This is a genomic window from Acetobacterium sp. (assembly GCF_030652775.1).
GTDB lineage: Bacteria > Bacillota > Clostridia > Eubacteriales > Eubacteriaceae > Acetobacterium.
Window position 1 is genome coordinate 1 of sequence record NZ_JAUSPS010000026.1, and the last position, 21,377, is coordinate 21,377.

Annotated in this window: 14 protein-coding genes; 7 read left to right on the top strand and 7 right to left on the bottom strand. The window is 47.5% G+C overall.

Going from position 1 to position 21,377, the window contains the following annotated elements; translation table 11 throughout:
- Window positions 1-185 precede the first annotated feature (185 nt).
- From Q7J41_RS04325 to Q7J41_RS04335, 3 genes are all read left to right on the top strand, one after another.
- Window positions 186-1,331 carry an iron-containing alcohol dehydrogenase family protein gene (locus tag Q7J41_RS04325; protein ID WP_304885576.1) on the top strand — a complete coding sequence of 382 codons (1,146 nt, stop codon included), beginning with the start codon at window positions 186-188 and terminating at the stop codon, window positions 1,329-1,331.
- A gap of 11 nt (window positions 1,332-1,342) precedes the next feature.
- Entirely contained in the window at window positions 1,343-1,591 is a 249-nt protein-coding gene (locus Q7J41_RS04330) for a TIGR04076 family protein (protein WP_304885578.1), read from the top strand.
- A 287-nt stretch (window positions 1,592-1,878) separates the two neighbouring features.
- Window positions 1,879-5,349 carry an EAL domain-containing protein gene (locus Q7J41_RS04335; protein ID WP_304885580.1) on the top strand — a complete coding sequence of 1,157 codons (3,471 nt, stop codon included), beginning with the start codon at window positions 1,879-1,881 and terminating at the stop codon, window positions 5,347-5,349.
- 135 nt (window positions 5,350-5,484) lie between these two features.
- Here the strand turns inward: Q7J41_RS04335 and Q7J41_RS04340 are convergent, their stop codons facing one another.
- From Q7J41_RS04340 to Q7J41_RS04360, 5 genes are all read right to left on the bottom strand, one after another.
- Window positions 5,485-6,813 carry an EAL domain-containing protein gene (locus tag Q7J41_RS04340; protein ID WP_304885582.1) on the bottom strand — a complete coding sequence of 443 codons (1,329 nt, stop codon included), beginning with the start codon at window positions 6,811-6,813 and terminating at the stop codon, window positions 5,485-5,487.
- Window positions 6,770-7,555: a hypothetical protein gene (locus Q7J41_RS04345; RefSeq protein ID WP_304885584.1), complete on the bottom strand. Its 786-nt coding sequence runs from the start codon at window positions 7,553-7,555 to the stop codon at window positions 6,770-6,772. Before Q7J41_RS04345 ends, Q7J41_RS04340 begins: the two co-directional genes overlap by 44 nt.
- Window positions 7,556-7,823: 268 nt before the next feature.
- On the bottom strand, window positions 7,824-9,980 hold the full coding sequence (locus Q7J41_RS04350; protein WP_304885585.1) for a lectin like domain-containing protein: 2,157 nt from the start codon (window positions 9,978-9,980) through the stop codon (window positions 7,824-7,826).
- 278 nt (window positions 9,981-10,258) lie between these two features.
- Entirely contained in the window at window positions 10,259-10,651 is a 393-nt protein-coding gene (locus Q7J41_RS04355; protein ID WP_304885587.1) for a bacteriohemerythrin, read from the bottom strand.
- Between the two features lie 252 nt (window positions 10,652-10,903).
- Window positions 10,904-13,978, bottom strand: coding sequence for a methyl-accepting chemotaxis protein (locus Q7J41_RS04360; RefSeq protein ID WP_304885589.1), 3,075 nt, complete (start codon window positions 13,976-13,978; stop codon window positions 10,904-10,906).
- Window positions 13,979-14,467: 489 nt separating this feature from the next.
- Between Q7J41_RS04360 and Q7J41_RS04365 the strand changes: the two genes are divergently transcribed.
- Window positions 14,468-16,006, top strand: a complete 1,539-nt coding sequence (locus tag Q7J41_RS04365) for a helix-turn-helix transcriptional regulator (RefSeq protein ID WP_304885591.1) — start codon at window positions 14,468-14,470, stop codon at window positions 16,004-16,006.
- Between the two features lie 33 nt (window positions 16,007-16,039).
- Complete coding sequence (locus Q7J41_RS04370; RefSeq protein WP_304885593.1) at window positions 16,040-16,666, top strand: toxin-antitoxin system YwqK family antitoxin; 627 nt, start codon at window positions 16,040-16,042, stop codon at window positions 16,664-16,666.
- Between the two features lie 134 nt (window positions 16,667-16,800).
- On the opposite strand, the gene Q7J41_RS04375 is transcribed toward Q7J41_RS04370, so the two are convergent.
- Window positions 16,801-17,631, bottom strand: a complete 831-nt coding sequence (locus tag Q7J41_RS04375; protein WP_304885595.1) for an EFR1 family ferrodoxin — start codon at window positions 17,629-17,631, stop codon at window positions 16,801-16,803.
- Between the two features lie 251 nt (window positions 17,632-17,882).
- On the opposite strand from Q7J41_RS04375, the gene Q7J41_RS04380 reads away from it, so the two are divergent.
- Window positions 17,883-19,091: an EAL and HDOD domain-containing protein gene (locus tag Q7J41_RS04380; protein WP_304885597.1), complete on the top strand. Its 1,209-nt coding sequence runs from the start codon at window positions 17,883-17,885 to the stop codon at window positions 19,089-19,091.
- 278 nt (window positions 19,092-19,369) lie between these two features.
- The gene (locus Q7J41_RS04385; RefSeq protein WP_304885598.1) at window positions 19,370-20,830 is read left to right on the top strand and encodes a helix-turn-helix domain-containing protein; all 1,461 of its coding nucleotides are present in this window, start codon (window positions 19,370-19,372) and stop codon (window positions 20,828-20,830) included.
- A 52-nt stretch (window positions 20,831-20,882) separates the two neighbouring features.
- Here the strand turns inward: Q7J41_RS04385 and Q7J41_RS04390 are convergent.
- A partial coding sequence (locus tag Q7J41_RS04390) for a sodium:calcium antiporter (RefSeq protein WP_370650980.1) occupies window positions 20,883-21,377 on the bottom strand: 495 nt, incomplete at its 5' end.

Consider the following 21,377-nt stretch of genomic DNA (forward strand, 5'->3'; position numbering starts at 1 on the left):
AGCGCTAGAGTGAGAGCGATGTGGACTGCCGTACCGACCAATTGATAATCTGTTGTTCGCTGCGGAATCGGACAGGCTACGCCGTGTCCGCTCCGATGCGTACAACATGATGTAACAATTGTCGGTACTGGGTTAGATGCAGGTTCAGAAAATGCCTGCAAATATCAGCTTGAAAGGAAAGACCTATGAATCAATTTAGTTTTAAAATACCTCAGGAAATAATCTGTGGGACGGATAGTATTGAGAAATTGCCGGGGCTTTTGGCTAAGCAGGGGCTTAAGAAGGCGATGGTGATTTCGGGGCCGCATCTGAATAAGATGGGGGTGGTTGTGAAGATCACGGATATTTTGGCGCAGGCCGGGATGGCGTTTGACAGCTTTACCGAAACCGAAGCGAACCCCTCGGTGGAAACCGTCGATAAGGCAACAAAGGCCTTCGCAAATAGCGGGGCGGACTGTATTATTGCTTTAGGCGGCGGTTCGCCCATGGACGTGGCCACGGCCGTCGGGGTGTTGGCCAAGTTGGGCGGCTCGATTGGGGACTATGAAGGGGCTGATAAGGTGCCCGGGGCGATTGTCCCGCTGATTGCGATTCCCACCACCGCCGGGACTGGCTCGGAGGTGACGGCCTTTGCGGTGATCACTGACCGCTCCCGGAATTACAAGCTGACGGTGTTCAGTTATGAACTGCTTCCGGCCTTTGCCGTATTGGATCCGACGCTGGTGATGACAACTCCAGAAAAAACTGCGGCGGCCTGTGGGATTGATGCCCTGGTTCATGCGATCGAAGCCTATCTATCCAAGGCGGCCTCACCGTTTTCCGATGCCATGGCCGAAAAGGCACTGGCTCTGATTGGTCAGAACATCCGCCTGTTTGTGGCGGATCGGACTAATCCCGAGGCGGCGGCCAAGATGCTCTACGGCAGTATGTTTGCTGGGATCGCCTTTGCCTGGGCACGATTGGGTAATGTCCATGCCATGGCGCATCCGTTGGGCGGTTATTTCGATGTCCCTCATGGGGTGGCCAATGCGGTACTGTTGCCGACGGTGCTGGAGTATAACGCCCTGGCCGATACCGGACGCTATCAGACCATTTACGATGCGATCAAATGCGGTGACGGCTGGGAAGATTTCACGCCCCAGACTTTGGTCGATGAGATCCGCAGTCTGACCGCCGCCCTCGGAATTCCTCAAACCCTCAGTGAGGTAGGGGTCATGGCAGATAAGATCCCGGCGATGGCGGTGGACGCTATGAAAAGCGGTAATATTCTGGTTAATCCCCGTAGCACCACCCTGACGCAGATCGAAGATCTGTATCGACAGGCTTTATAGCGGTGGGCGATATGGAAGCAATTGAACAGAAAATAAAACTGGTGGTCGAGTCATCGGGTTGTCCGATTTATGCGCCGGGGGATGAAGTCATTTTTGACGGACCCCTGCTGGATAAGGACAACAGTGGAAATTTCTGCATGATGGCACTCAGTGCGGTATTTCCCTTTGTCTATGCAGCCCGCAAAGGCGTCATTACTGACGCCCCGCTCCAATGTCCGGACTGTGGGGAAAAAGTGGTGTTCCGAATTTACAAAGTCTGATACCCCAACCCCCATGCCAAATAAACCAGCAGCGCCGTCACCATTCGGCGCTGCTGGTTTTATTTGGTACGGTACGGCAGTTTGCCGCTAACCTTCAGGATGAACGCTTAGGCTCATTTTTTTTATGTTTGTTAAAGGCTTAACTTTCCAAAACAAGTGATTGCGACTTGACTAAAATGGGCATATACTGTTTAGTAACAAAAATTTAAACAATTAATGCTCAGGAGGAGAAATGAATAAATCAATTATCCTCAATTCTGTTTTGAATTGGAAAGGTGGCGCACCAGATGGCATTAGAAAGCTTATTTAACCGCATCAAATATAAAGAATATTCAACCTTGCCGGAAAAGGATCAATGGTATCTGGAAAACCGCCGTTATGCGCAGGAAATGATGAAAACCGGAACCTGGACCTATGAAATTGGAAATGACACGGTTTATTTTACCGATGAATATTATCATATTTTTGAAACGGCACCCGATCAGCTGGAAGAAAATGCTGAGTCTTATTTTAGATTCGTGAGTCAACACGATGTCGGTAAGGTAAAAGCATCACGAGAACTGGCTATTCAGGGACAAGACCAAGAACTAGAATACCAGATTATTACGGATCAGGGCATTCAAAAATTTGTCCGGGAAAAAACCCGAACACTGTTGGATGAAAAGGGTAGCCCGCTAAAAATAATCGGCGCCCTGCAGGATATTACCAGCGAAAAAACCATCGAAAACAGTTTGAAAGAGCTGGGAGAGAACCTCAATCTGGGTCAAAAGGTGGCCGGGTTGGGCAGCTGGAAATTCAATGCCGTAAAAAATGAAATCTTCTGGTCCGACGAAATTTATCGGATCTACGATCTTAAACCGGAAGATTTTGGGGGCACCGTCGTCGAATTAATGGACTTTACCTATCCGGCGGATCGGTCTGTTTTACAAGAACTCACCAAAAAACGGCTGGCACATGAAAAATTTGATCTGCAATACCGCATTCAACTGCGAAACGGAACCGTCAAACACATTCGCCTGGTGGGGGAACCGATTCCCAATATGGATGGATTAAACACCGATCTGGTGGGAACCATCCAGGATATTACGGAAATAAAAAAACTGGAAAACGAAATTATTTTTATCAAAAAAAATCTTGAACAGGCTCAGCGGTTAGCTAAAATTGGCAGCTGGGAAATGAATATCGAGAAAAATGAAAACTTCATGTCAACTGAAGCCTTGCGAATTTTTGGTATCACAGCTGACGAATTTAAAGGTAGCTTTGATGATTTTTTAAGCAGGGTGCATCCGGAGGATCGCTGCGTCATTACAAATTCCATGGATGGCGAGTTGACAGAAGACCCCTTTGAGCTGGAATTTCGGGTGATCCGAAAAGATGGAACTATTCGGGAGGTTTTCCAGATTGCAGAGTTTAATCTTGATAAAAATGGCCAGGTTTTACGTGTCTACGGAACCATTCAGGATATTACCGAAAGAAAAGAGTATGAACGAGCCATTGAAGTCAAGCAGAACGAGATCGAAAAAATTCAGCAACGGACAAAAATGCTGATTCAGGAGTCTGGCGTTGTTTTTGAGATCATCTCCGCCGATGGCATCATCCGCTACATCAGCGATACCTCGCAGAAGGTGATTAATTATGATCCCGGGAGTATGATCGGTAAAAGTGTCTATGAATATTATGATCACGATGAAGCGGCCTACTTAAAGGGCCTGATTTGCAGTGCCATGGAAAATAAGACGAGCACTGAAACCGGACTGATCACCTTTTCCGGGAAAGGTGATCAGCCGATTTATCTGGAAGTGCACATCCAGAATTTCCTCGATCACCCGATTATTCAGGGCTTAGTGCTGGATTTTCGGGATGTGACTAATCGCGTTATTATGCAGCGAAAAATTGAAAAGCTGGCCTCATACGATGAAACAACATCCCTGCCCAAACCGAATCAGTTTAAAAAAGAGCTCGCCGAAAAATGTCTCAGAGCCGATCTCAATCAGCATAGCCTGATCGTCATGATGCTGGACTTTGACGGCTTTAAGGAGATCAGTGACTCCCTGGGATTTGTGGTTGGTCAGCAGCTGATTATTCAGATTGTGATGCGGCTCAGGGGTTTGTTTGGCAAAGACACCCTAATTTCTCGCTATTCCGAAGACCATTTTGCCATTGTCATTGAGGGACTGATCAATCTGGAATCCTATGAAGCCAGGGTAATGGAAGTCATCGAGTTCTTTCATCGGCCCTTTAAAATTGATATCTATGAATTTGACATCAATGTGAATGTCGGGGTCAGTGTTTATCCGCTGGAAATGAAGGTAAAAGAGAACGCCGCCGAGGACGACATAGCGGAGGCTGAGCCGGCTGTAGATGAAATTGAAAAGCTGGTCCAATATGCCAACATTGCCCTGGTCTGGTCAAAAAAAGAGGGCAAGAACCGCTATCGCTTTTATTCTTCCGAGCTGAATATCCAAAACTATAAACAGCTCCAGCTGCGCCACGATTTGCGGATGGCGGTCAAGCGGGAGCAATTTATGGTTTTTTACCAACCGATGGTGCGGTTAAAAAACAATCAGATCTTAGCCATTGAAGCCCTAATCCGCTGGAATCACCCGGATTGGGGGATGGTATCACCGGATGAGTTTATTTACCTGGCCGAAGAAACCGGTGCGATTGTGGAAATGGGAAAATGGATGCTGCGGAAAGTCTGTGAAGATCAGCAGTATTGGAAGTTGAAGGGCTACAAACCGGTTTATATCTCGGTAAATTTTTCCAGCATCCAGTTTTATGAACGGGATTTTGTTAAGAATATTACTGATGTCTTGGCTGAGTATGAGGTCGATCCCAAATATCTGATCGTTGAACTGACCGAAAGCCTGATCATCGAAAATGCTCACAAAGCGATTGCTGATATTGAAAAACTGCAGCGCGCTGGAATTAAAGTGGCTCTGGATGATTTTGGAACCGGCTATTCTTCGCTGAGTTATCTGCGGCATTTTAACATCGACATTATCAAAATGGATGCTTCTTTTTTAAAGAACATCATGGCGGATCAGACCACCGCCATTATCGCCCGGGCGATCATTAATCTGACCAAAGAGTTGCACATTAAACTGGTCTGTGAGGGCATTGAGAACTGGGAACAGTTGTCATTTCTGAGAGAGAATAATTGCTTTGCAGGACAGGGATACCTTTACTCGCGACCAATTGCTTTTCTGAAAATCGATGAAATGCTGGAAAATGGAAAATGCCGACCAGTATTCAGCAACACGACCGTCAAACCTCGTACCGACCGGCGAAAATCTTTCAGGCAACCATTTCGGGATTTCTTAAAAACGGATCTACGGATTCTGAAGATCAAGGATAAAAAGATGAATGTGGGGAATTCAAAAGCGCTGATCAAAGATCTGGGGCCCGGCGGTCTCTGTTTTGTCTCTAATATTCAGTTTCCTATGGAACGGGATTTTACGCTGGAATTTACCACCACGCTGCTGGGTCAGGAGTTCTCGGCCATCGGCACCCCGGTTTGGAGTCGTGAAACGGCGGACAATATTTTTGAATATGGGGTGAAATTTATGATGGATGAGAGTACAGTGGAGGATTTGATGCGAATTCTTTATGAGGTGCAGGTTAAAATGAAAAAAAATATCCTTTTTGCTGATGGCTGCTTTACCGATAAAACGGCCTATCAGTATTTCGATGAAATCACCGGACAATCGACCCTGGCAAAAGTAGATTTTAGCCAATATAAGAGAAGCAAATTCTAGCGACCGGCGATAAAAAAAAGATGAACGATTGGGTTCATCTTTAAGGTTAGCGGCAAACTATTGTAACAATTGTCGGTACTGGTTTAGCTGCTTCAAAATGCGATTGATGAGCTTTGGCTCATCTTTTTTTGCCGTTTAGAGGCTAATGGGGAGGGGTTGCTGGGTTTCCAGAAAATCGACGCAGAGGATGTACTTTTTAGCGGCCAAGCGGAAGACCCGGGAATAGGTGATACAGAGGCTGCCGGTGGCCATCGATACATAGGGCTCAGAAATGTAGGTGTCTTGTTTACGTTTGATTAGATTATAATAGAAGTTTTTGATCGAATGATCCACTCCCATCTTGGCAGAGTGAAAGACCAGCTTTTCACAGGCGCCGATGTTTTTGGCACCGATGGTGTCGCTGCATTGAATCCCGGATTCATCGAGGACATAGGCACAATCAACGGCATCGGCTTTGATCAGGCATTTCTGGAGCTGTCCGTCAAATTCATCAGGCCGATCCACCACCGCCAGAGCTTTGATGATTCCGTTGACGGTATGGGTGTAGACCAGACATTTGTGGTTATAGTCCTCCAGCTCTTCGAGCAACAGAGCCTTATAGGCATCGACGACCTCGGTGGTTTTGACAATCAGCTCGGCTTTGAGAACAAAATCATTACCTGGTCTGGCAAAATAGAAACCCTGAATCACCTGACCGCCCAGCTTCAATACCTGAATTGCTTCGGCTCGGGTTTCCACCCCTTCGGCGACAATCAGGGCGCCAATCTTATTGGTCAGATTCACCAACGATTTAAAGACTTCTTGCTTGTGATAAATGCGATCCATATCCTGGATAATCGAGCGATCGATTTTGACAATATCCGGTTTTAGGCCGGCGATGCGATCCATATTGGAAAACCCGGCTCCGACATCGTCCAGGGCGATGAGAAAACCCTTGCTTTTGTAGGTGACCACAAACTGGGTGAGGCCATGGGTATCCAAAGCTTTGGACTCATTAATTTCAATGACGATATTCTTGGGACTGATGCCACTGTGGCTGACCTGACCGCAGAGATAATTGGATCCCCCCACTTCATCGATGATGGCGGTATCCAGATTCAAAAACAGCAGCAGATCCTGATTGGCGTAATAATAATCCTGGAAAGCTGCCAGAACTGCATTGCGACAAGCACGATCCAGCGGGATGGTCAGTCCGGTTTCAGCGGCGGCATCAAAAAGCTGCTTGGGTGGGATGAGTTGGTCTGAGTCTGGGACGATCCCCCGGATCAGACCTTCCAACCCCAGGATTTTTTTTCCAGTGACGGACATAATGGGTTGAAAGAAAGCCAATAGGCTTTTCTGTCGAATGACTTCACTGATATCAAAGGTTGTTTCGGCAGGGTCGTTTTTGGGTGTCGATATTTCCAATTGTTTGCGAGCTTTAGTGATCATGGTGGATATGGTTACAACTATGGCTATGCTCATGGGGTTGATCCTCTTTGGATTTATGCTGGATAAAATCCTCATAAGCTTCATGGATAGCTTCGTAATTTTCAAAAATACTGATACTGTCAATATTATCATGAATGGCCTTCAGTAGATCATGGACGTGATGGCGGTTTAAGTAGTCAGGCAGGCTGACATCAAAATTTACATAGGAACCGATGGCCAGCGCCTGGCCGTAAAATTCAGCCAATGCCTGCATATGGGCGGTGAGATCAAAGGACAGCAGGCTTTCATATTCGGGTACCGTCCCACACAGATAAGAAAAGAGGACGGCCTTGTTTTCAGCGCTGATCAGGTTGTAATAGAGGTTAAACCCCCGATACCAGGCTCGGATTTCGGCCAAAAATAAAAAACAGGCCGAGTCGGGGAATTGAGCAGCCCGCAAATTGGGAACACGGTATTTATCTTGAATATCAGAATAATCAATAACCCGGGTGTATTCATAGGCAATGGCCTGCCCGTATTGCTGGGATTCATCAAAAAGGTCTTCATGGAGCAGCAGATAATAATGACTGTCCTGCTCATCCGGCAGCACCAGTAGTTTCAAGCTGTCATCAAGCTCCTGTTTGGATGCTTTGACGATGGCCTGGTCACATTTGGTATTGGCCAGTTTCAGCCGCTCCTGATAGAGATCGGTGGTGACGATGATTTCCAGCGGATATTCTTTTTTAACCTGGTAAACGAGATTATATGTTTGGATCATGTTTTTTATAACGGACATGGGGCTTCCTCCTCAGTTGCTTGTAAAAATATTTGTATGTCCTTAGTATAACTCTTTCAGGGGATGGTGTAAATGGCAGAAATTTGATCTTCGGCAAATTGATCAGGATTTGGAGTGGGATTACGGTTGATGCCCTGCATTTGCGGGTTCACTTTTCTAACCTTGCTGACATCTGGTTAAGATCTTGTAACCGGGTTCCGGGCGGGCACTGCCCAGCCCGGAACCCATGAAGGAAATGGCAGACAGTACCCGCCCCGACGGTGTTAAATCAATCAAGCGACAGATAGGCTGGTTCATCGACGTTGACGCTATAGTAGGTGCCCTTGGGCACCACCTCAATCTGGATCGCTTCGAGGCGGTAGCCGTAGCCGGAGGTGCCGGCCATCTCGCCGTTTACGCCCCAGCCCATCCAACCGATGTTCTGGCAATGAACCCGGTAGTAGACATCAAACTGGTCGGCATCGGCGCCGACTAACTGAATCTCGATCGCTTCGAGCCGCAGACCCATCCCGGAGGTGCCGCTGACCTCGCCGTTATAGCGCCAGGGGGCCCAGCCGATGTTCTGGATATGGGTATGATAGGCAATCCCGAGGTCGTAACCGGACTGGATCAGCTGCATCTGAATCGCTTCCAGGCGGTAGCCGTAGCCGGAGGTGCCGCTAACCTCGCCATTTTTGCGGTCGTCCTGCCAGCCGATATTCTGGACATGGGTGCGGTAGTAGATGTCAACCCCGGAAACCGGTGGCTCGCTGCCGCTCTGAATCACCACCGTGTAGCTGGTGGTTTGGCCGCCGATGGCAATGGTCAGGGTGCGGGTGCCGGCGGTGGTGGAGTCAAAGCCGCTAACGTTGGCGGCGGTGACCGTCTCCACTCGGGTGCTGCCATCGCTGTAGCTGCCGGTGACGACCAGGCCGCTGAGATTCAGGGCTTCGCCAATCTGATAGGTCAGTTTATCAGCCGGATTGGTGATATTGATGCTGGTCAAGGAGACGACGCTCTGGCTCCCGGTAAAGGCTTTGATACAGACATTTGCATCATCGTTGTAGCCGGTATCATACCAGCCACCGCTGCCGTCAGCACTGATAAAGCTTTCACCAGAATTGGCACTGGCGCCGCTGCTGTAGCCGGACTGAGGAGCTTCCATGGGGATCGCATAATCGGTTTGGGGGGTGCGGTATTTAATCACTACCGCAAAATTCTGGTAGGCGGTCAGGTTCACCGGGGTATTCAGGTCGACGGTGTAGTAGCCTTGATTAGCAAAGCTGGCCGTTTGGGTGGTGCGGAGTTGACCACTAGTCGGTGCGCCCGGAGAAACATCGGTATAGATCCGGATTTCGGCGGTGGTATTGGGGCTCAGCGCATAGGTGGAAATGGCGGTCAGGTTTTCACTGGCGGCGGAAGTAAAGATATTGGCGCCCCAGGACGTGCGGTCCCCGGTGTCATAGCCCCGGGCCGACGTTTTGCCGAGGGGATCAAATTGGTAAATGCGACTGTAATTGCTGGTCGCTTCGGCGTTGTTGAAGGCGGTCGGATTGACGCCAGCATAGCTGTCATAATAGGACAGATAGAAATAACCGGCTTCGCCCCAATCGGTCCCCCAACTGTTGCGGACAATCCAGGCGCCGTTTCCCGGCGGGGTCATGGAAAAGTTGCTGCGGTCGTAATTGTCATCCCAGCCGACAATCACCACATCGTGATCGATGGTGGCGTAGCCCGTGTAGTACAGCGCCGAGGTATTCTGATTATAGTAACTGGCCGAGTCAAAGGCGCCGGCATAGATGGAAGTGTACACGGCGCCGCTATCCATCAGTGCGGCTTTGATGGCGTCGGCGGATTCGGGCAGGTATTCCACCTGTTGAACATGATAAGTTGGGGTCAGCCCGGTTTTTTGTGACGAGCCATAGGGATCACTGCTCTCACTGACGGGACCGCTCCAGCGGGCCAGGTAAGCAATCGCCATGGTGGCGTTGCCGCCCTGATCAAGACCATAATCAAAGCCGTTATTCCAGCGTAGATTATTTTCTGACAGATCGGTAGTAGCCGTCGGTTTGAGGTAGGATTCCAGCGAACCGAGGCTGGCGAAGGTCCAGCAATTGCCGAGGCTGCCCTGATCGCGGATTGCGGTCAGTCGGCCGGTGGTTCGCAGATCATAGCTGGCTGGAAAGCTGGCGGTATCGATACCGGCAGTTTCCGTCGTTTCCACCCGAGCCAGGGGTTCGGGTAGATGTCCGAGGCCATGGCCATCAGTTGTGGCGGTGGTGATTTCACCGGCTTCCCGCTCGGACAGGTACTCCAAAAAGGCCGGATTGACCGGCGCCGTTAAGGGTGGGCTGGTATCATCCGCCCAGACGCCCGGGGGAATGATCATCAAACTGACCAGACAGACGAGGATCAGGGTCAATGTGTGTTTGAATCGCCTTTTCATTGGTAACATCCTTTCTATACACGGTAACGTGTGAACAAACTGGGCGCGAATGGAAACGATTACATTGTTAATAAAACGAGAGCCTTTTCTATATTATGGATATACCAATTTGAGGCGGATTTATTCATAAATTTAGATATTTATTTAAAGTAGCATCGCCTGAAAAAGATAGTCATTGAGCTGGGGCGGATGATCAGTTCAGCGATGACAAGAAATCCCCTCAATGGCAACTAAACAGTCATTGAGGGGATTTCTTATTGTTGCGAATTCAGTTTATTTTAGGCATGAGCGCCAATTTTTTTATCCATCCCGGAGATGTGCTTGGTCAGCCAGTCAACCACCATCTGGTTGGCACCAATGATCACCGCAATATTACCGCCGGATGTATCATAGGAGGCTTTTAGTTTGGCCAACTCGGCGATAAAATTTTTATGGGCGGTCTGCTGTTCAGCTAGGCCGGGGTAATTGATGCTTTTCATATAGGCTTCTTCGTCACTGAAATGCTGTTTGGTATAGGCATCCAAAAAACTCAGTAGCTCACCGACTAATTCTCTGGATTTGCCGTTTTTTCCGGCTTCAAAAAGTTCATCTGCCATTTTAAATAATTGTTGATGCTGTTTGTCAATACTATTGACGCCGACCGATAAATCCTGAGTCCATACAATTGCCATGTTAAATCCTCCTGTGTGTAAAAAAAATATGTTCATTCATTTTTTAAATTGAAATGTGAAAATTATAAGCTTAACAAATTATAACCTTAACTGGAGATAAAATCAAGAGTGATTCTAAATTAAAATAACTCCGGAAGTCCATGTGGATCTCCGGGGATGCTATTTCAGTTTGCAGTGCGTTGGAATGGCGTTATTGAGGCATGGTGTTTGCCTGATGCAGTTGGTGATATATTAAGCAGGGTAGGATCAGTCTTAATACTTGTCATTATCCCAATCGTCCAGTTCAATCCGCAGTTCAGATGGGGGTACGACCGGTTGCGGCTTGGCGGGGGAGATTGGAGCTGGGGTAAAGCTTCCCCCGTCGTTTTTGATGGTAAAGGCACTGACCATCTGCTTGAGCATTTCGGCCTGACCGGAGAGTTCCTCACTGGCAGCGGCACTTTCCTCAGCGGTGGCCGAGTTGGTCTGAACTACCTGGGAAACCTGTTCGATACCCTGGGTAATCTGAGTGATTTCCGAGGCCTGATCGTTGGAAGCCCGGGCGATGTTGCCCACCAGGCTGGTGACTTTTTCGATATCTGATAAAATCTGAGTCAGGCTTTCGGCGGTTTCATCGGCAATTTTAGAACCAACGGAAACCTTGGCGATGGAGCCTTCAATCAGCCCGGTGGTTTCTTTGGCAGCTTCTGCTGAACGGGCGGCCAGGGTGCGGACTTCTTCGGCGACTACCGCAAAGCCCTTACCATGTTGTCCGGCCCGGGCGGCTTCCACCGCAGCATTCAGTGCCAGAATATTGGTCTGGAAGGCAATGTCATCAATAACCTTGATGATTTTTGAAATACTCTGGGAGGCACTATTGATATCTACCATGGCGGTGACCATGTTATTCATTCGGACATTGCCGATTTCGGCGTTGTTCCGCACTTCGATGGAACGTTGGTTGGCTTCATTTGCCCGGGTCGCATTCTGTTTAGTTTCCTGAGCGACCTCATCGATGGAAGCGGTAAGTTCCTGAATGGCACTGGCCTGTTCCGTGGCTCCCTGCGCCAGCGCCTGACCGCCATCAGAAATCTGGCGGGCACCGCTTTCAACCTGGCCGGCGGCGGAGTTGATATCAAACATGGTCGTGCTGAGGCTGGCGGTAATACTGTTGAGGGCTGTTTTAATGGCCTGGAAATCGCCCAGATAGGTGGTCGTAATTTCCTGATTCAGGTTGCCCCGGCCAATTTCTTCCAGGGTATGGGTTATTTCCTCCACATATTCCTTCAGGAAGGCAATGGTCTGGTTCATATCATCTTTAATCTGACCGTGCTGGCCTTTAAAGTCGCCGGTCATGGCGGTATGGAGATTGCCCTGAGACAGTTCCCGGAGCGTTGCCGAGGCGGCATTTATCGGCTCGATGACGACATCCAGGGTTTGATTGAAGCCTTCGACCACCTTAGCGTATTCACCTTGGAATTTGGTTACGTTGCCACGATTGGTAAGATCCCCCTCAACAGCGATCTGAGTCATGGATTGGGTTTCGGTTACCAGCAGGGCAATGCTTTCAATCATGCTGATAAAGCTGGGAACCAGGGTATCGTTGTCACTGCGTTGTCCGATGGCTTTCAGATCCTCCAAGTCACAGAGATTACCGACGGCAATGTTGTTGGCAATTTTCACAATGTGAACTATTTGGGCGTGAACCCCATTGATGGACTCGCCGATTTCCTGATAAATACCTTGATAATGGCCTTCGATTTTCTGAGATAGATCATTGGCACAGAGCAGTGCCAGCACTTCATTCCCTTCAGTAAGGGCCCCTAACCCATCGATGCAGGCATTGATGTTGGTTTTGAGATCATTGAAATCACCCTTGTATTCGGTGGTGATGGGTGGTGGAATCACCCCGTTGCCAATCCGCTCAATAGCTTTATTGGCGACTTTAAGGGGCTTGACAAAGGTATTGATCATGTTGTTGAGGCTAATAATCATATCCTTGAAGGCACCAGTATACTCGGTGGTGTTGCCCCGATAATTCAGTTGGCCTTCCTGAGCGGCAGTGCCAATTTTTTTGATCCCCTCGTTGACCTTATTCATTTCCGCAACCATGTCAATCAGGGAGTAGGCTAACACATCCTTGTCGGACTGAGGTACAATCGCCACGGCAAAATCCCCTTGGGATAATCGTTGGGCAGCATCGGCCTGGTCTTTGCGGTTGGCGATAATGGCAGAAAAGGAATTCATCAGAGCGCCGATCTCGTCTTCCCGGTCGGTTTGCATTTCCAGATCAATATCGCCCTGAGCTAACTGATTGGCGATGTCAGTGAGTGCCACAATCGGTTTGGTGATTTGTTTTGATAAATACCAGGCGGCTACAGCGCCAATGAGTAGCACCAGCAGAGAAATCAGGATGGTGACATTCCGTAGTGCCATCATCGGTGCTAGCACATCACTTTCGTACTGGGTAATGATCAGGTTCCAGTTAGTGCCGGGAATCGGTGCCATGGCAGCGATTTTGGTAGCTTCCTTTAAGGTATAAGTCAGCATTCCGGCCTGACCGGTGCCCAATTCCTTAACGGCCAGGCCTAAATCTTTCCAGTCACCATTGGTTTCGATCTCATCAAAAACATTGGTCTGGTTCATAACAACTTCGTCATTGGGATGAGCCATAAAGCCACCCTCGTTGTTGACGACAAAACCATACTGGCGCTCGCCGTCGCCCATGGCATTGGTGGTTTCTTTCAAGAAGGTGGGGGAGCGGCGACCAATCAGTAGACCGACGATCTGACCATTGTTGAGGATGGGGGCGACCTCAAAGACGCAAGGAGCTTTGGTCACCTTGCTGATGGCTACATCCGAGATTGCCCTTTCGCCCTTGAATCCATTTTCATACCAGAATTCACCCCAGGAGTCAAACTCGCCGCCACTGATGACGTATTTTGCATGACCCGCCAGATTCATCACGGCCAGATCCTCATAGCCCAATGCTTCGACATCACTGGCTACGGCGGCCACTTGGGTGGGGAAATCCATCGAAGCAAGGCCATTACGTTTGGTGACTTCGGACAGGGTTTCGAGATTCCCGGCAATGATGGCGCCCACGTGAGAGGCGCCTTCATTGGTGTATTTTAGAGCGTCTTCGTTGGCCTTTTTGGTGATGCCCGAAGACCCCATATAATAAGAAATAATACCAAGGGCGATGACTGCAATGGCCAGAATGGCCAAGGTGAAACCCAGCAGTTTGGTGGACAGGTGTTTTTTGATGATCCGCTTGTCTCTAACACCGGCTATGATAGTGGCCGGAATCGGGGTGTTGTCCTTTAGGGACGGTTCATTTTCTACCATGATTAACCTCTTTCTGTTTTTTTTGGCTCTCTCTGCTTTCATTGGGATTTTCAACTTCCTGTTCAATCCGTTGAGATTGTCACACAACATCGGTTGAATCTGGTCAGTGCGAAAGCCCGGGAGGCTTGTAATTTGTTCACCGCATATGGCAGTGGAGCGGCACTTGATTGGGAAACACGATTGACTCCCAAAAGCAATGGGAAAACCTGATCCATTATATCGTTTAGTCTGATTAATTGCCAGAGATATTAATAAAAAACACAAAAAAATGACGGAAGAAGGTAGCTTGAAAAAACGCCGAACAGAAAAAATACGATTTATTTTGACACCCTCTGATTTGTAATAATTACAAAAAATTACACTTGTAAGTAAACGGTAAAACTATTATGATTACTTAACGGTGAACAATAGCAGAGATAATTGAATGTAAATCGTTAAGAATAAACGTTAATGTCGAATCAGGCAACATTGGGAACACAGGGAGGTACCATGTCATTACTCAGTAAAAAAATCGAAGAGTATATTATGGAAAGCGGCGAAACCATCCAGTCTCTGGCAGAAATAGGAAATTTCAACCGCACCACCCTGCAGCGGGTTAAGTCCGGGGAACGGCTACCCACTGCGGCTTTTTTTAAAAAATTGACCCGGGTTCTGCGGCTTTCACCAGCCGAAGAAGCGGAACTGGAAACGATGCTGGCGATCGCCCAGGTTGGGGAAGGAACTTATGCCAACCGGCAAAAGATTATTGAACTCATCGAAACCATTTCCGAATTAACCGAATATCAGATCCCCTTTTCCAAAGAGCTGCATCAAAAGGAAACTGGTGGAAAGGCAGCGGATCTTGATCAAGCGATGCAGATTGTTTCTGGGGAACAGCAGGTATTGAGCCTGATTGAGCACAGCATTGATCGGGAATTGTTTCAGGCTGCTGAACCAGCAGTGAGGTTGGCCATTCCTTATGGCTTCCAGGCAGTATATGATTATCTCTTTCAGCAGATGATAGGAAATAATAAACAATTAAGTCTTCAGGATGTATTGAGCTTGCGCCGAGGATCCGACGATACTGTTGCCGATCCGATGCTGGGGGCACTTAAACATTTGATCGCCCTGACCCTGCTGAACAATGTTAATTATCAGTCCCATTGCTGGGTGCAGCAAACTGATAAAGTGATTCCCGGCCAGGAAATCAGCGCCCTGTTCCCGTATTTTATCTTGACCGCCAATGCGGTGATCACTATTTCTCGGGATTTGACCCAGGCTGTACTATACCAGGATCCGGCCTTTCATCGCCTTTACAGCGGCAGCTTTGAGGAAATGTTGGCGTCCACCCAGCCGTTTATATTGGAGAGTAATGATCTCTTTAAAGTTTTTGATCTGGATCGGAACTTTAAGGTGGAAGTTATCGTTGAACCGCTGCCCTGTTTTGCTTATTATACCGATCGGGAACTGCTGGAAGCCAAGCTGAACAAAGAATTTCCCTATTACGAACCGCTTCTGGAAGCGGTGGATCGCTATTATAATTATTTCCGGCAGGTCAGCCGGGGTATGCTCAATGTCTTTTCGCTGAAAAACCTGCGGCAGTTTATGGAAGATGGCTGTCTGGTTTATCCAGAAGAAATATATCATCTACTAACGCCGGTTGAACGGCTGACCGTCTTAAAACAGATCCTGGATGATCTGCTTTATAATCGCCGCATCCTCTTTGCCTTGGATGATGACAAACTGTTCTTGAACTCAGCGATGGAGTTTATTTACGAGAGCTCTGACTGTCTGCGTTTGATTCTGCACTATAAAATCGAGGGTCGGGTGATCTATAAAACCATCGAACTCCGGGAACCCGGCATCATTGCGGCGTTTAAGGAGTTTTTCATCAGTCTGCCAGATAGCGACTATGTCCTGCCCACCGAAACCACCCTGGCGGCACTGGACGCCCTGATTCAGGAATACGAAGCAGCCTTCTCCAGTACAATCGGCGCCTCTCCTAATTTCATAGAAAAACTTGTCGAATCATCATTACAGGGGTTATAATAAGGTTATTAAAGGATAATAAGTGAGGTAGATATGGGCGGCATTATTTTTCTTGTCCTGGTGGTCATCGTCGGCGTCGGCATATGGATTTATTTGATATCCCAGCAAAAAAACCAGGCCAACGGCCAGCGACCCCAGCTAAAAATTCCCTGCAAAGACGGTTATATCATCGGTTATTATGTTGGTAGCCGCTTTACCGGCCAGCGCTTTGTTAATAACCGGCTGGCCTCCGAAGGGGTATTTGTTAATGCTATCCAGATAGGGCCTGGCAAAGAGTATTATGAAAACGGCACCCTGAAATATGAAGGGAGTTTCGTCAATGGACTGGCCTCAGGTCAGGGGAAACTCTATGAAGAAAATGGCAAACTCAAATATATCGGCAATTTTGCCAATGGTTATGCATCGGGTCAGGGGCGGATCTTCGACGCTAATGGCAAACTTAAATGCGAAGGCAATTTTGCTCGGCTATCGAGCAATCAGGAAAATATCAAAGACCCCTCAGTTCCGACCGGGCATTGCAAAGAGTACTATGACAATGGTCAGCTTAAATATGAGGGCGAATTTGTCAATGGGGTCTGGCATGGCGAAGGGCGTTCCTACGACCGCAATGGCCGGCTAGTTTTTAAAGGAAAGTTTGCCTACGGAAAACCGACTAAATAAGGGGCTTTGAATTAAAAAGTAACAAAAAAATAAATTAAACAGAGATAAATTGTACTTAAAAAGCACCAGGACTGATTGTCGCCTGCCCTAGTGCATATTTGCGTTAATTTAATATCGATTGATTTAATGTCAACTTATTTAATTAGTACATCGACGTTAAACTCTTTTCCTGGGCCTTTGTAACGGGGATATTTATGGACATCTGCGGAGCCCTCACCAAGCAGGATGGCAGCGGTGGGGCATTGACTGTAACACCTCAGACAAAGGACGCATTTGTTAGCAAAGGTTAACTGATCCTGACTATGGAGAATATTGCCGGTAGGACAGATACGTTGACATTTTCCGCATAAGATGCAGCGCTTGGCATCCACCCGGAGCTCGGCGCCAGCCTTATCAATCATGGTATCAATATGACGTCGCTGTAGCCCACCCAAAAAATGGCTCAGGGGGTTATTACCGGTGATGTGTTTTTTCCCCGTGGCAATTTCCTGGGCAAAACCAGCCACTCGGGGCAGCGTTTTAGCCAGCAGTTGATCCGACCGTTGATCATTTTTAGGTGGGTAGAATTTAAAACGGGGGAGATGAAGGTTATTCATCATCCGGAAATGCCGAGCCTGCTGGATCAGATAACCCTTTTGCTCAAGTAGCCGGCTGATTATCAGGGCGGTATCGCCCGAAGCCAGTGCCTGAGTGGCAAAGATACTCATGGTCTGGCGGCCATTGGAAACGGGAAAGGTCTGGATGAAATCAATCATCGGGCGGGGAGCGGTTGATCCATAAACCGGAAAGCCCAGAACAATATGATCCACCCCGGAAAGTTGAGCGATGACGTCCTCATTCATCAGGGTTTCAATCGAGTGACAGGTGACCTGATGATTGTATTGATGGAGCTTCTCACCGAGTCGGGTCGCTACCCACCAGGTATTACCGGTGCCGCTGAAAAAATAAATAACAGTTTTTTTCAAATGATTTCTCCCAGATTTTAACGCCCTTAAGCAAATATAAAGCAACCGATACGAATAATAATTAATTAGAATACCATTACAATACCAGTTTGCCAGATCGGGGTCAATAGAAATTTAAGGAATGGATTGTTTTACAAGTACAATGCATCACAAATATCTTGTACTTAATGAAACAAAGTGCTAGAATAATAACTACAGAGGATACGACGATTATAAATTTACACCCGTATAAATCAGTCTCAGGAGGCCCTATGTTTATTGCCAGACAACCGATTTTCAACGCTCAGCTTGAAGTGTACGGATATGAGCTTTTGTTTCGGCTTAACAGCCAGTCAACTCAATTTGGTGGGGTATCTTCCCAGGGCGCAACCGCCATGGTCATCACAGGTCTGTTTGAATCCGGACTGGAAAATCTTATTGAAGACAAAATTGCCTTTATAAATTTTGATGAGATCTTTATCCATTCTGAGGCGGTGGAACTGATTAAACCTGATCGGATGATTGTGGAAATGCTGGAAAATATCGAAGTCAGCAGCAATTTAATGGAGCGTTTGACGGACATTAAAGCAATGGGCTACAGCATCGCCTTGGATGATTTTGCCCAGACCTATCAAACCTACCCGCTGACCCCCCTGGCCGATATTATCAAATACGATATCATGGTCACCCCGCTGGATACCATCGTTGATGATATCCCGGCCGGCTTGGCTCAGGGAAAAACCTTACTGGCCGAAAAAGTTGAAACCCAGGATGAGTTTGTAAAAGCTAAAGCCATGGGCTTTACCCTCTTTCAAGGCTATTTCTTCAGCAAGCCCCGGATTGCCGGGCGATCCTTTCGAGCCACCCCCTCACAGATTCAGTATCTTCAATTGATGAGCGAAATCAATGCTGATGAACCCTCCTTTGAGCGGCTGGCGGAGCTGATTGAACAGGATGTGACTCTGACCTATCGGCTGCTTCGGTTGGCCAGTTTTCGGGCTGGTAGCGAATTGATCAGCTCGATTAAATTTGCCTTGAGCTATATTGGTCTTAAAGAATTCGAACGTTGGATCAGTATTTTAATGATCCATGAAGCAAGTAAGGACAAACCCACGGAACTGATTAAAATCTCCCTGATCCGCACCCGTTTTGCCGAATCCCTGGCTAAACGAGCCGGGATGATCGAGCTGGAGCATGATGCTGCTCTGATGGGATTGTTCAGTGTTCTGGACGCCATTCTGGATCTACCCATGGATATGGTGTTGGCGGGGATTGTCCTGCCGCAATCAATTCTGGATGCACTGATAAAAGAGCAGGGGATCCTTTTACCGATCTATGAATTAATGCTGGCCTATGAAAAAGGTGATTGGGTTTTGGTTGAGGCAGTGGCACAGGCGTTAAAAATTGAGGATTATTGTATTTATCATGACTACCGGGAGGCCATTAAATGGGCCAATACCGTCATTGGCAATATCGCTTAAAGCAGCCATAAAAATAAATAAAGAAAAATTAACAAGATCCGCTTACAAAAAAGGATAGTTCACTCAGGTAAACTGATGGGGACTGTCTTTTTTTAATTCAGGGAATGGTATCGTCATGATTCAGTAAATTCAAAATAAAAAATACCGGAATATTCTGGCACACTAAACGCCACATCTTGCAATTGCTTGAAACACCGCTATAATAAAAGGTAGCGCACACTTTTATTAAATCTCCAAAAAGTAAATTCAAACAAAATAAATCCGAATAGGAGCAGAATATGACACGATTTAGCAAAAGAATAGCAGAACTGATTGAGGAAAGCGGGGAAACCGTGCAATCCCTGGCAGAAATGGGCAAAATAAACCGAACTACCCTCCAGCGGGTTAAAACCGGGGAGCGGCTGCCTACAAAAAAAGTTTTTGACAATTTATGCAAGGCGTTACGGCTTTCAAATGCTGAAGCAGAAGAATTACAAACCCTGTTGGAAATGACCCAGGTGGGCGAACGCATCTATTTCAACCGTCAAAAGATAGTCGAACTCATCGCTATTATTTATGAATTGACTACCTATCAAATTCCCTTTTCTAAAGAAATTAAATCAAAAATCAGTTGCGAAACATCCGCTGATGTCCGCGAAAGAATCCAGATCGTGTCCGGTACCGGAGCAGTTCTGACGATGATCGAAAACAGCATCGACCGGGAACTGTTCTGCGGCGAGCGTCCCCATTTAAAGCTGGCCATTCCCAGTCATTTTGAACCGGTCTACCAACATATTTTTCAGCAGATGCTGGGAAATCAGAAACATCTGACCTTGCAGGATGTTCAGAGCTTTCTGGAAACCGGGGATGAAACTGCCGCAGATCCGGGACTGGGAGCCCTTAAAACGTTGATTGGCCTGTCTTTGCTGGACAATGTCACCTATCACTCCCATTATTATTATCAGATAGCCGGAGATGCCCAGGAAATCAATGCCCTCTTTCCTTATTTTATCCTGACATCAGAAGATGTGATTACCATTTCCCGGGATTTTAGTCGAGCCATCCGTTATCATGATCCGGAGCTTTACAGCCTCTATCAGAAGGGTTTTGTAACTATCCTTCAGCAGACTGAACCATTTATTGAAGAAAGTCGGGACTTATTTGCCATTTATACGCTGGATACCACCTATCGGATTCGTCAGGTGGTGGAACCCCTGCCGTGTTTTGCCTATTATGCCACCCATGAGATGGTAGCCGACAAGGTGCGCAAGGACTTGCCCTTTTATGAGCCCCTGGTGGCAGCTACTAACCGCTTCTATGACTATTTTAAACTAGAAAACCGCGCCATGATAAACGTCTTTTCGCTTAAAAATCTGGAAGCCTTTATGGAAAACGGTAACATGTACTTTCCCGAAGAGGTTTGTGATCCCTTTACCCCGGCAGAGCGGCTGATGCTGACCAAACTGGTTCGGGACGACATTCAGGCCGATGCCCGGAAAACCTATGCCTTTGATGAAGATAAAATTGCTCTGAATTCGGCGGTTGAATTTGTCAATGAAGCGACCCTGATGCATCTGATTCTTCATTACAAAAAAGCCGGTCAGCAGGTGTATAAGACCATTAAATTAAAAGAAGCGAATATTGTCGCCGCTTTTGACGACTTTTTCCGAAGTCTGCCGGGCAGCCCCTATGTGCTGCCCAAAGAAGTCACCGTAGCGGCGATGGATCAGCTGATCAGTCAATACGAAGGCCGGGTATAAATTGCCACAAAAAAACACACGCATCAAGCGTGTGTTTTTTTGTGGTATGTATCTAAGCTATTGCCCGCATGATGATAAAGGCTGAATAGCCGACATAGCCCAGCATCATCACAACGCCTTCGATCCGGCTGATTTTCTTTGAAGAGTACATCATCGGCACCACCACGATCATGGCTGCCAGCAAGACCCACAGATCGACATAGTTTTCCGTGGCAATCTCGATGGGGAAAATTGCCCCGGAAATACCCATGACGAAAAGAACATTAAAGATACAGGAACCGACAATATTACCGACAGCAATATCATTTTCGCCTTTCTTGGCCGCTACCACCGAGGTGATCAGTTCCGGCAGGGAGGTACCGATCGCCACAATGGTCAAACCGATAACCGTTTCTGACATTCCCAACAGAGTGGCAATTTCGATGGCCGCATTTACGACCAGATCAGCACCAAAAACAATTGCTACCAAACCACCGATGGTGAAGAGAATGCTTTTTGGCACCGGCAGTAAAAGAATCTCGCCTTCGGATTCTTCCTTGCCAAGAAT

What these genes read in the sequence shown, in the direction of transcription:
- Q7J41_RS04325 (WP_304885576.1), top strand. Translation starts at nt 186, where the DNA reads ATGAATCAATTTAGTTTTAAAATACCTCAGGAAATAATCTGTGGGACG.
- Q7J41_RS04330 (WP_304885578.1), top strand. Translation starts at nt 1,343, where the DNA reads ATGGAAGCAATTGAACAGAAAATAAAACTGGTGGTCGAGTCATCGGGT.
- Q7J41_RS04335 (WP_304885580.1), top strand. Translation starts at nt 1,879, where the DNA reads ATGGCATTAGAAAGCTTATTTAACCGCATCAAATATAAAGAATATTCA.
- Q7J41_RS04340 (WP_304885582.1), bottom strand. Translation starts at nt 6,813, where the DNA reads ATGAGCATAGCCATAGTTGTAACCATATCCACCATGATCACTAAAGCT.
- Q7J41_RS04345 (WP_304885584.1), bottom strand. Translation starts at nt 7,555, where the DNA reads ATGTCCGTTATAAAAAACATGATCCAAACATATAATCTCGTTTACCAG.
- Q7J41_RS04350 (WP_304885585.1), bottom strand. Translation starts at nt 9,980, where the DNA reads ATGAAAAGGCGATTCAAACACACATTGACCCTGATCCTCGTCTGTCTG.
- Q7J41_RS04355 (WP_304885587.1), bottom strand. Translation starts at nt 10,651, where the DNA reads ATGGCAATTGTATGGACTCAGGATTTATCGGTCGGCGTCAATAGTATT.
- Q7J41_RS04360 (WP_304885589.1), bottom strand. Translation starts at nt 13,978, where the DNA reads ATGGTAGAAAATGAACCGTCCCTAAAGGACAACACCCCGATTCCGGCC.
- Q7J41_RS04365 (WP_304885591.1), top strand. Translation starts at nt 14,468, where the DNA reads ATGTCATTACTCAGTAAAAAAATCGAAGAGTATATTATGGAAAGCGGC.
- Q7J41_RS04370 (WP_304885593.1), top strand. Translation starts at nt 16,040, where the DNA reads ATGGGCGGCATTATTTTTCTTGTCCTGGTGGTCATCGTCGGCGTCGGC.
- Q7J41_RS04380 (WP_304885597.1), top strand. Translation starts at nt 17,883, where the DNA reads ATGTTTATTGCCAGACAACCGATTTTCAACGCTCAGCTTGAAGTGTAC.
- Q7J41_RS04385 (WP_304885598.1), top strand. Translation starts at nt 19,370, where the DNA reads ATGACACGATTTAGCAAAAGAATAGCAGAACTGATTGAGGAAAGCGGG.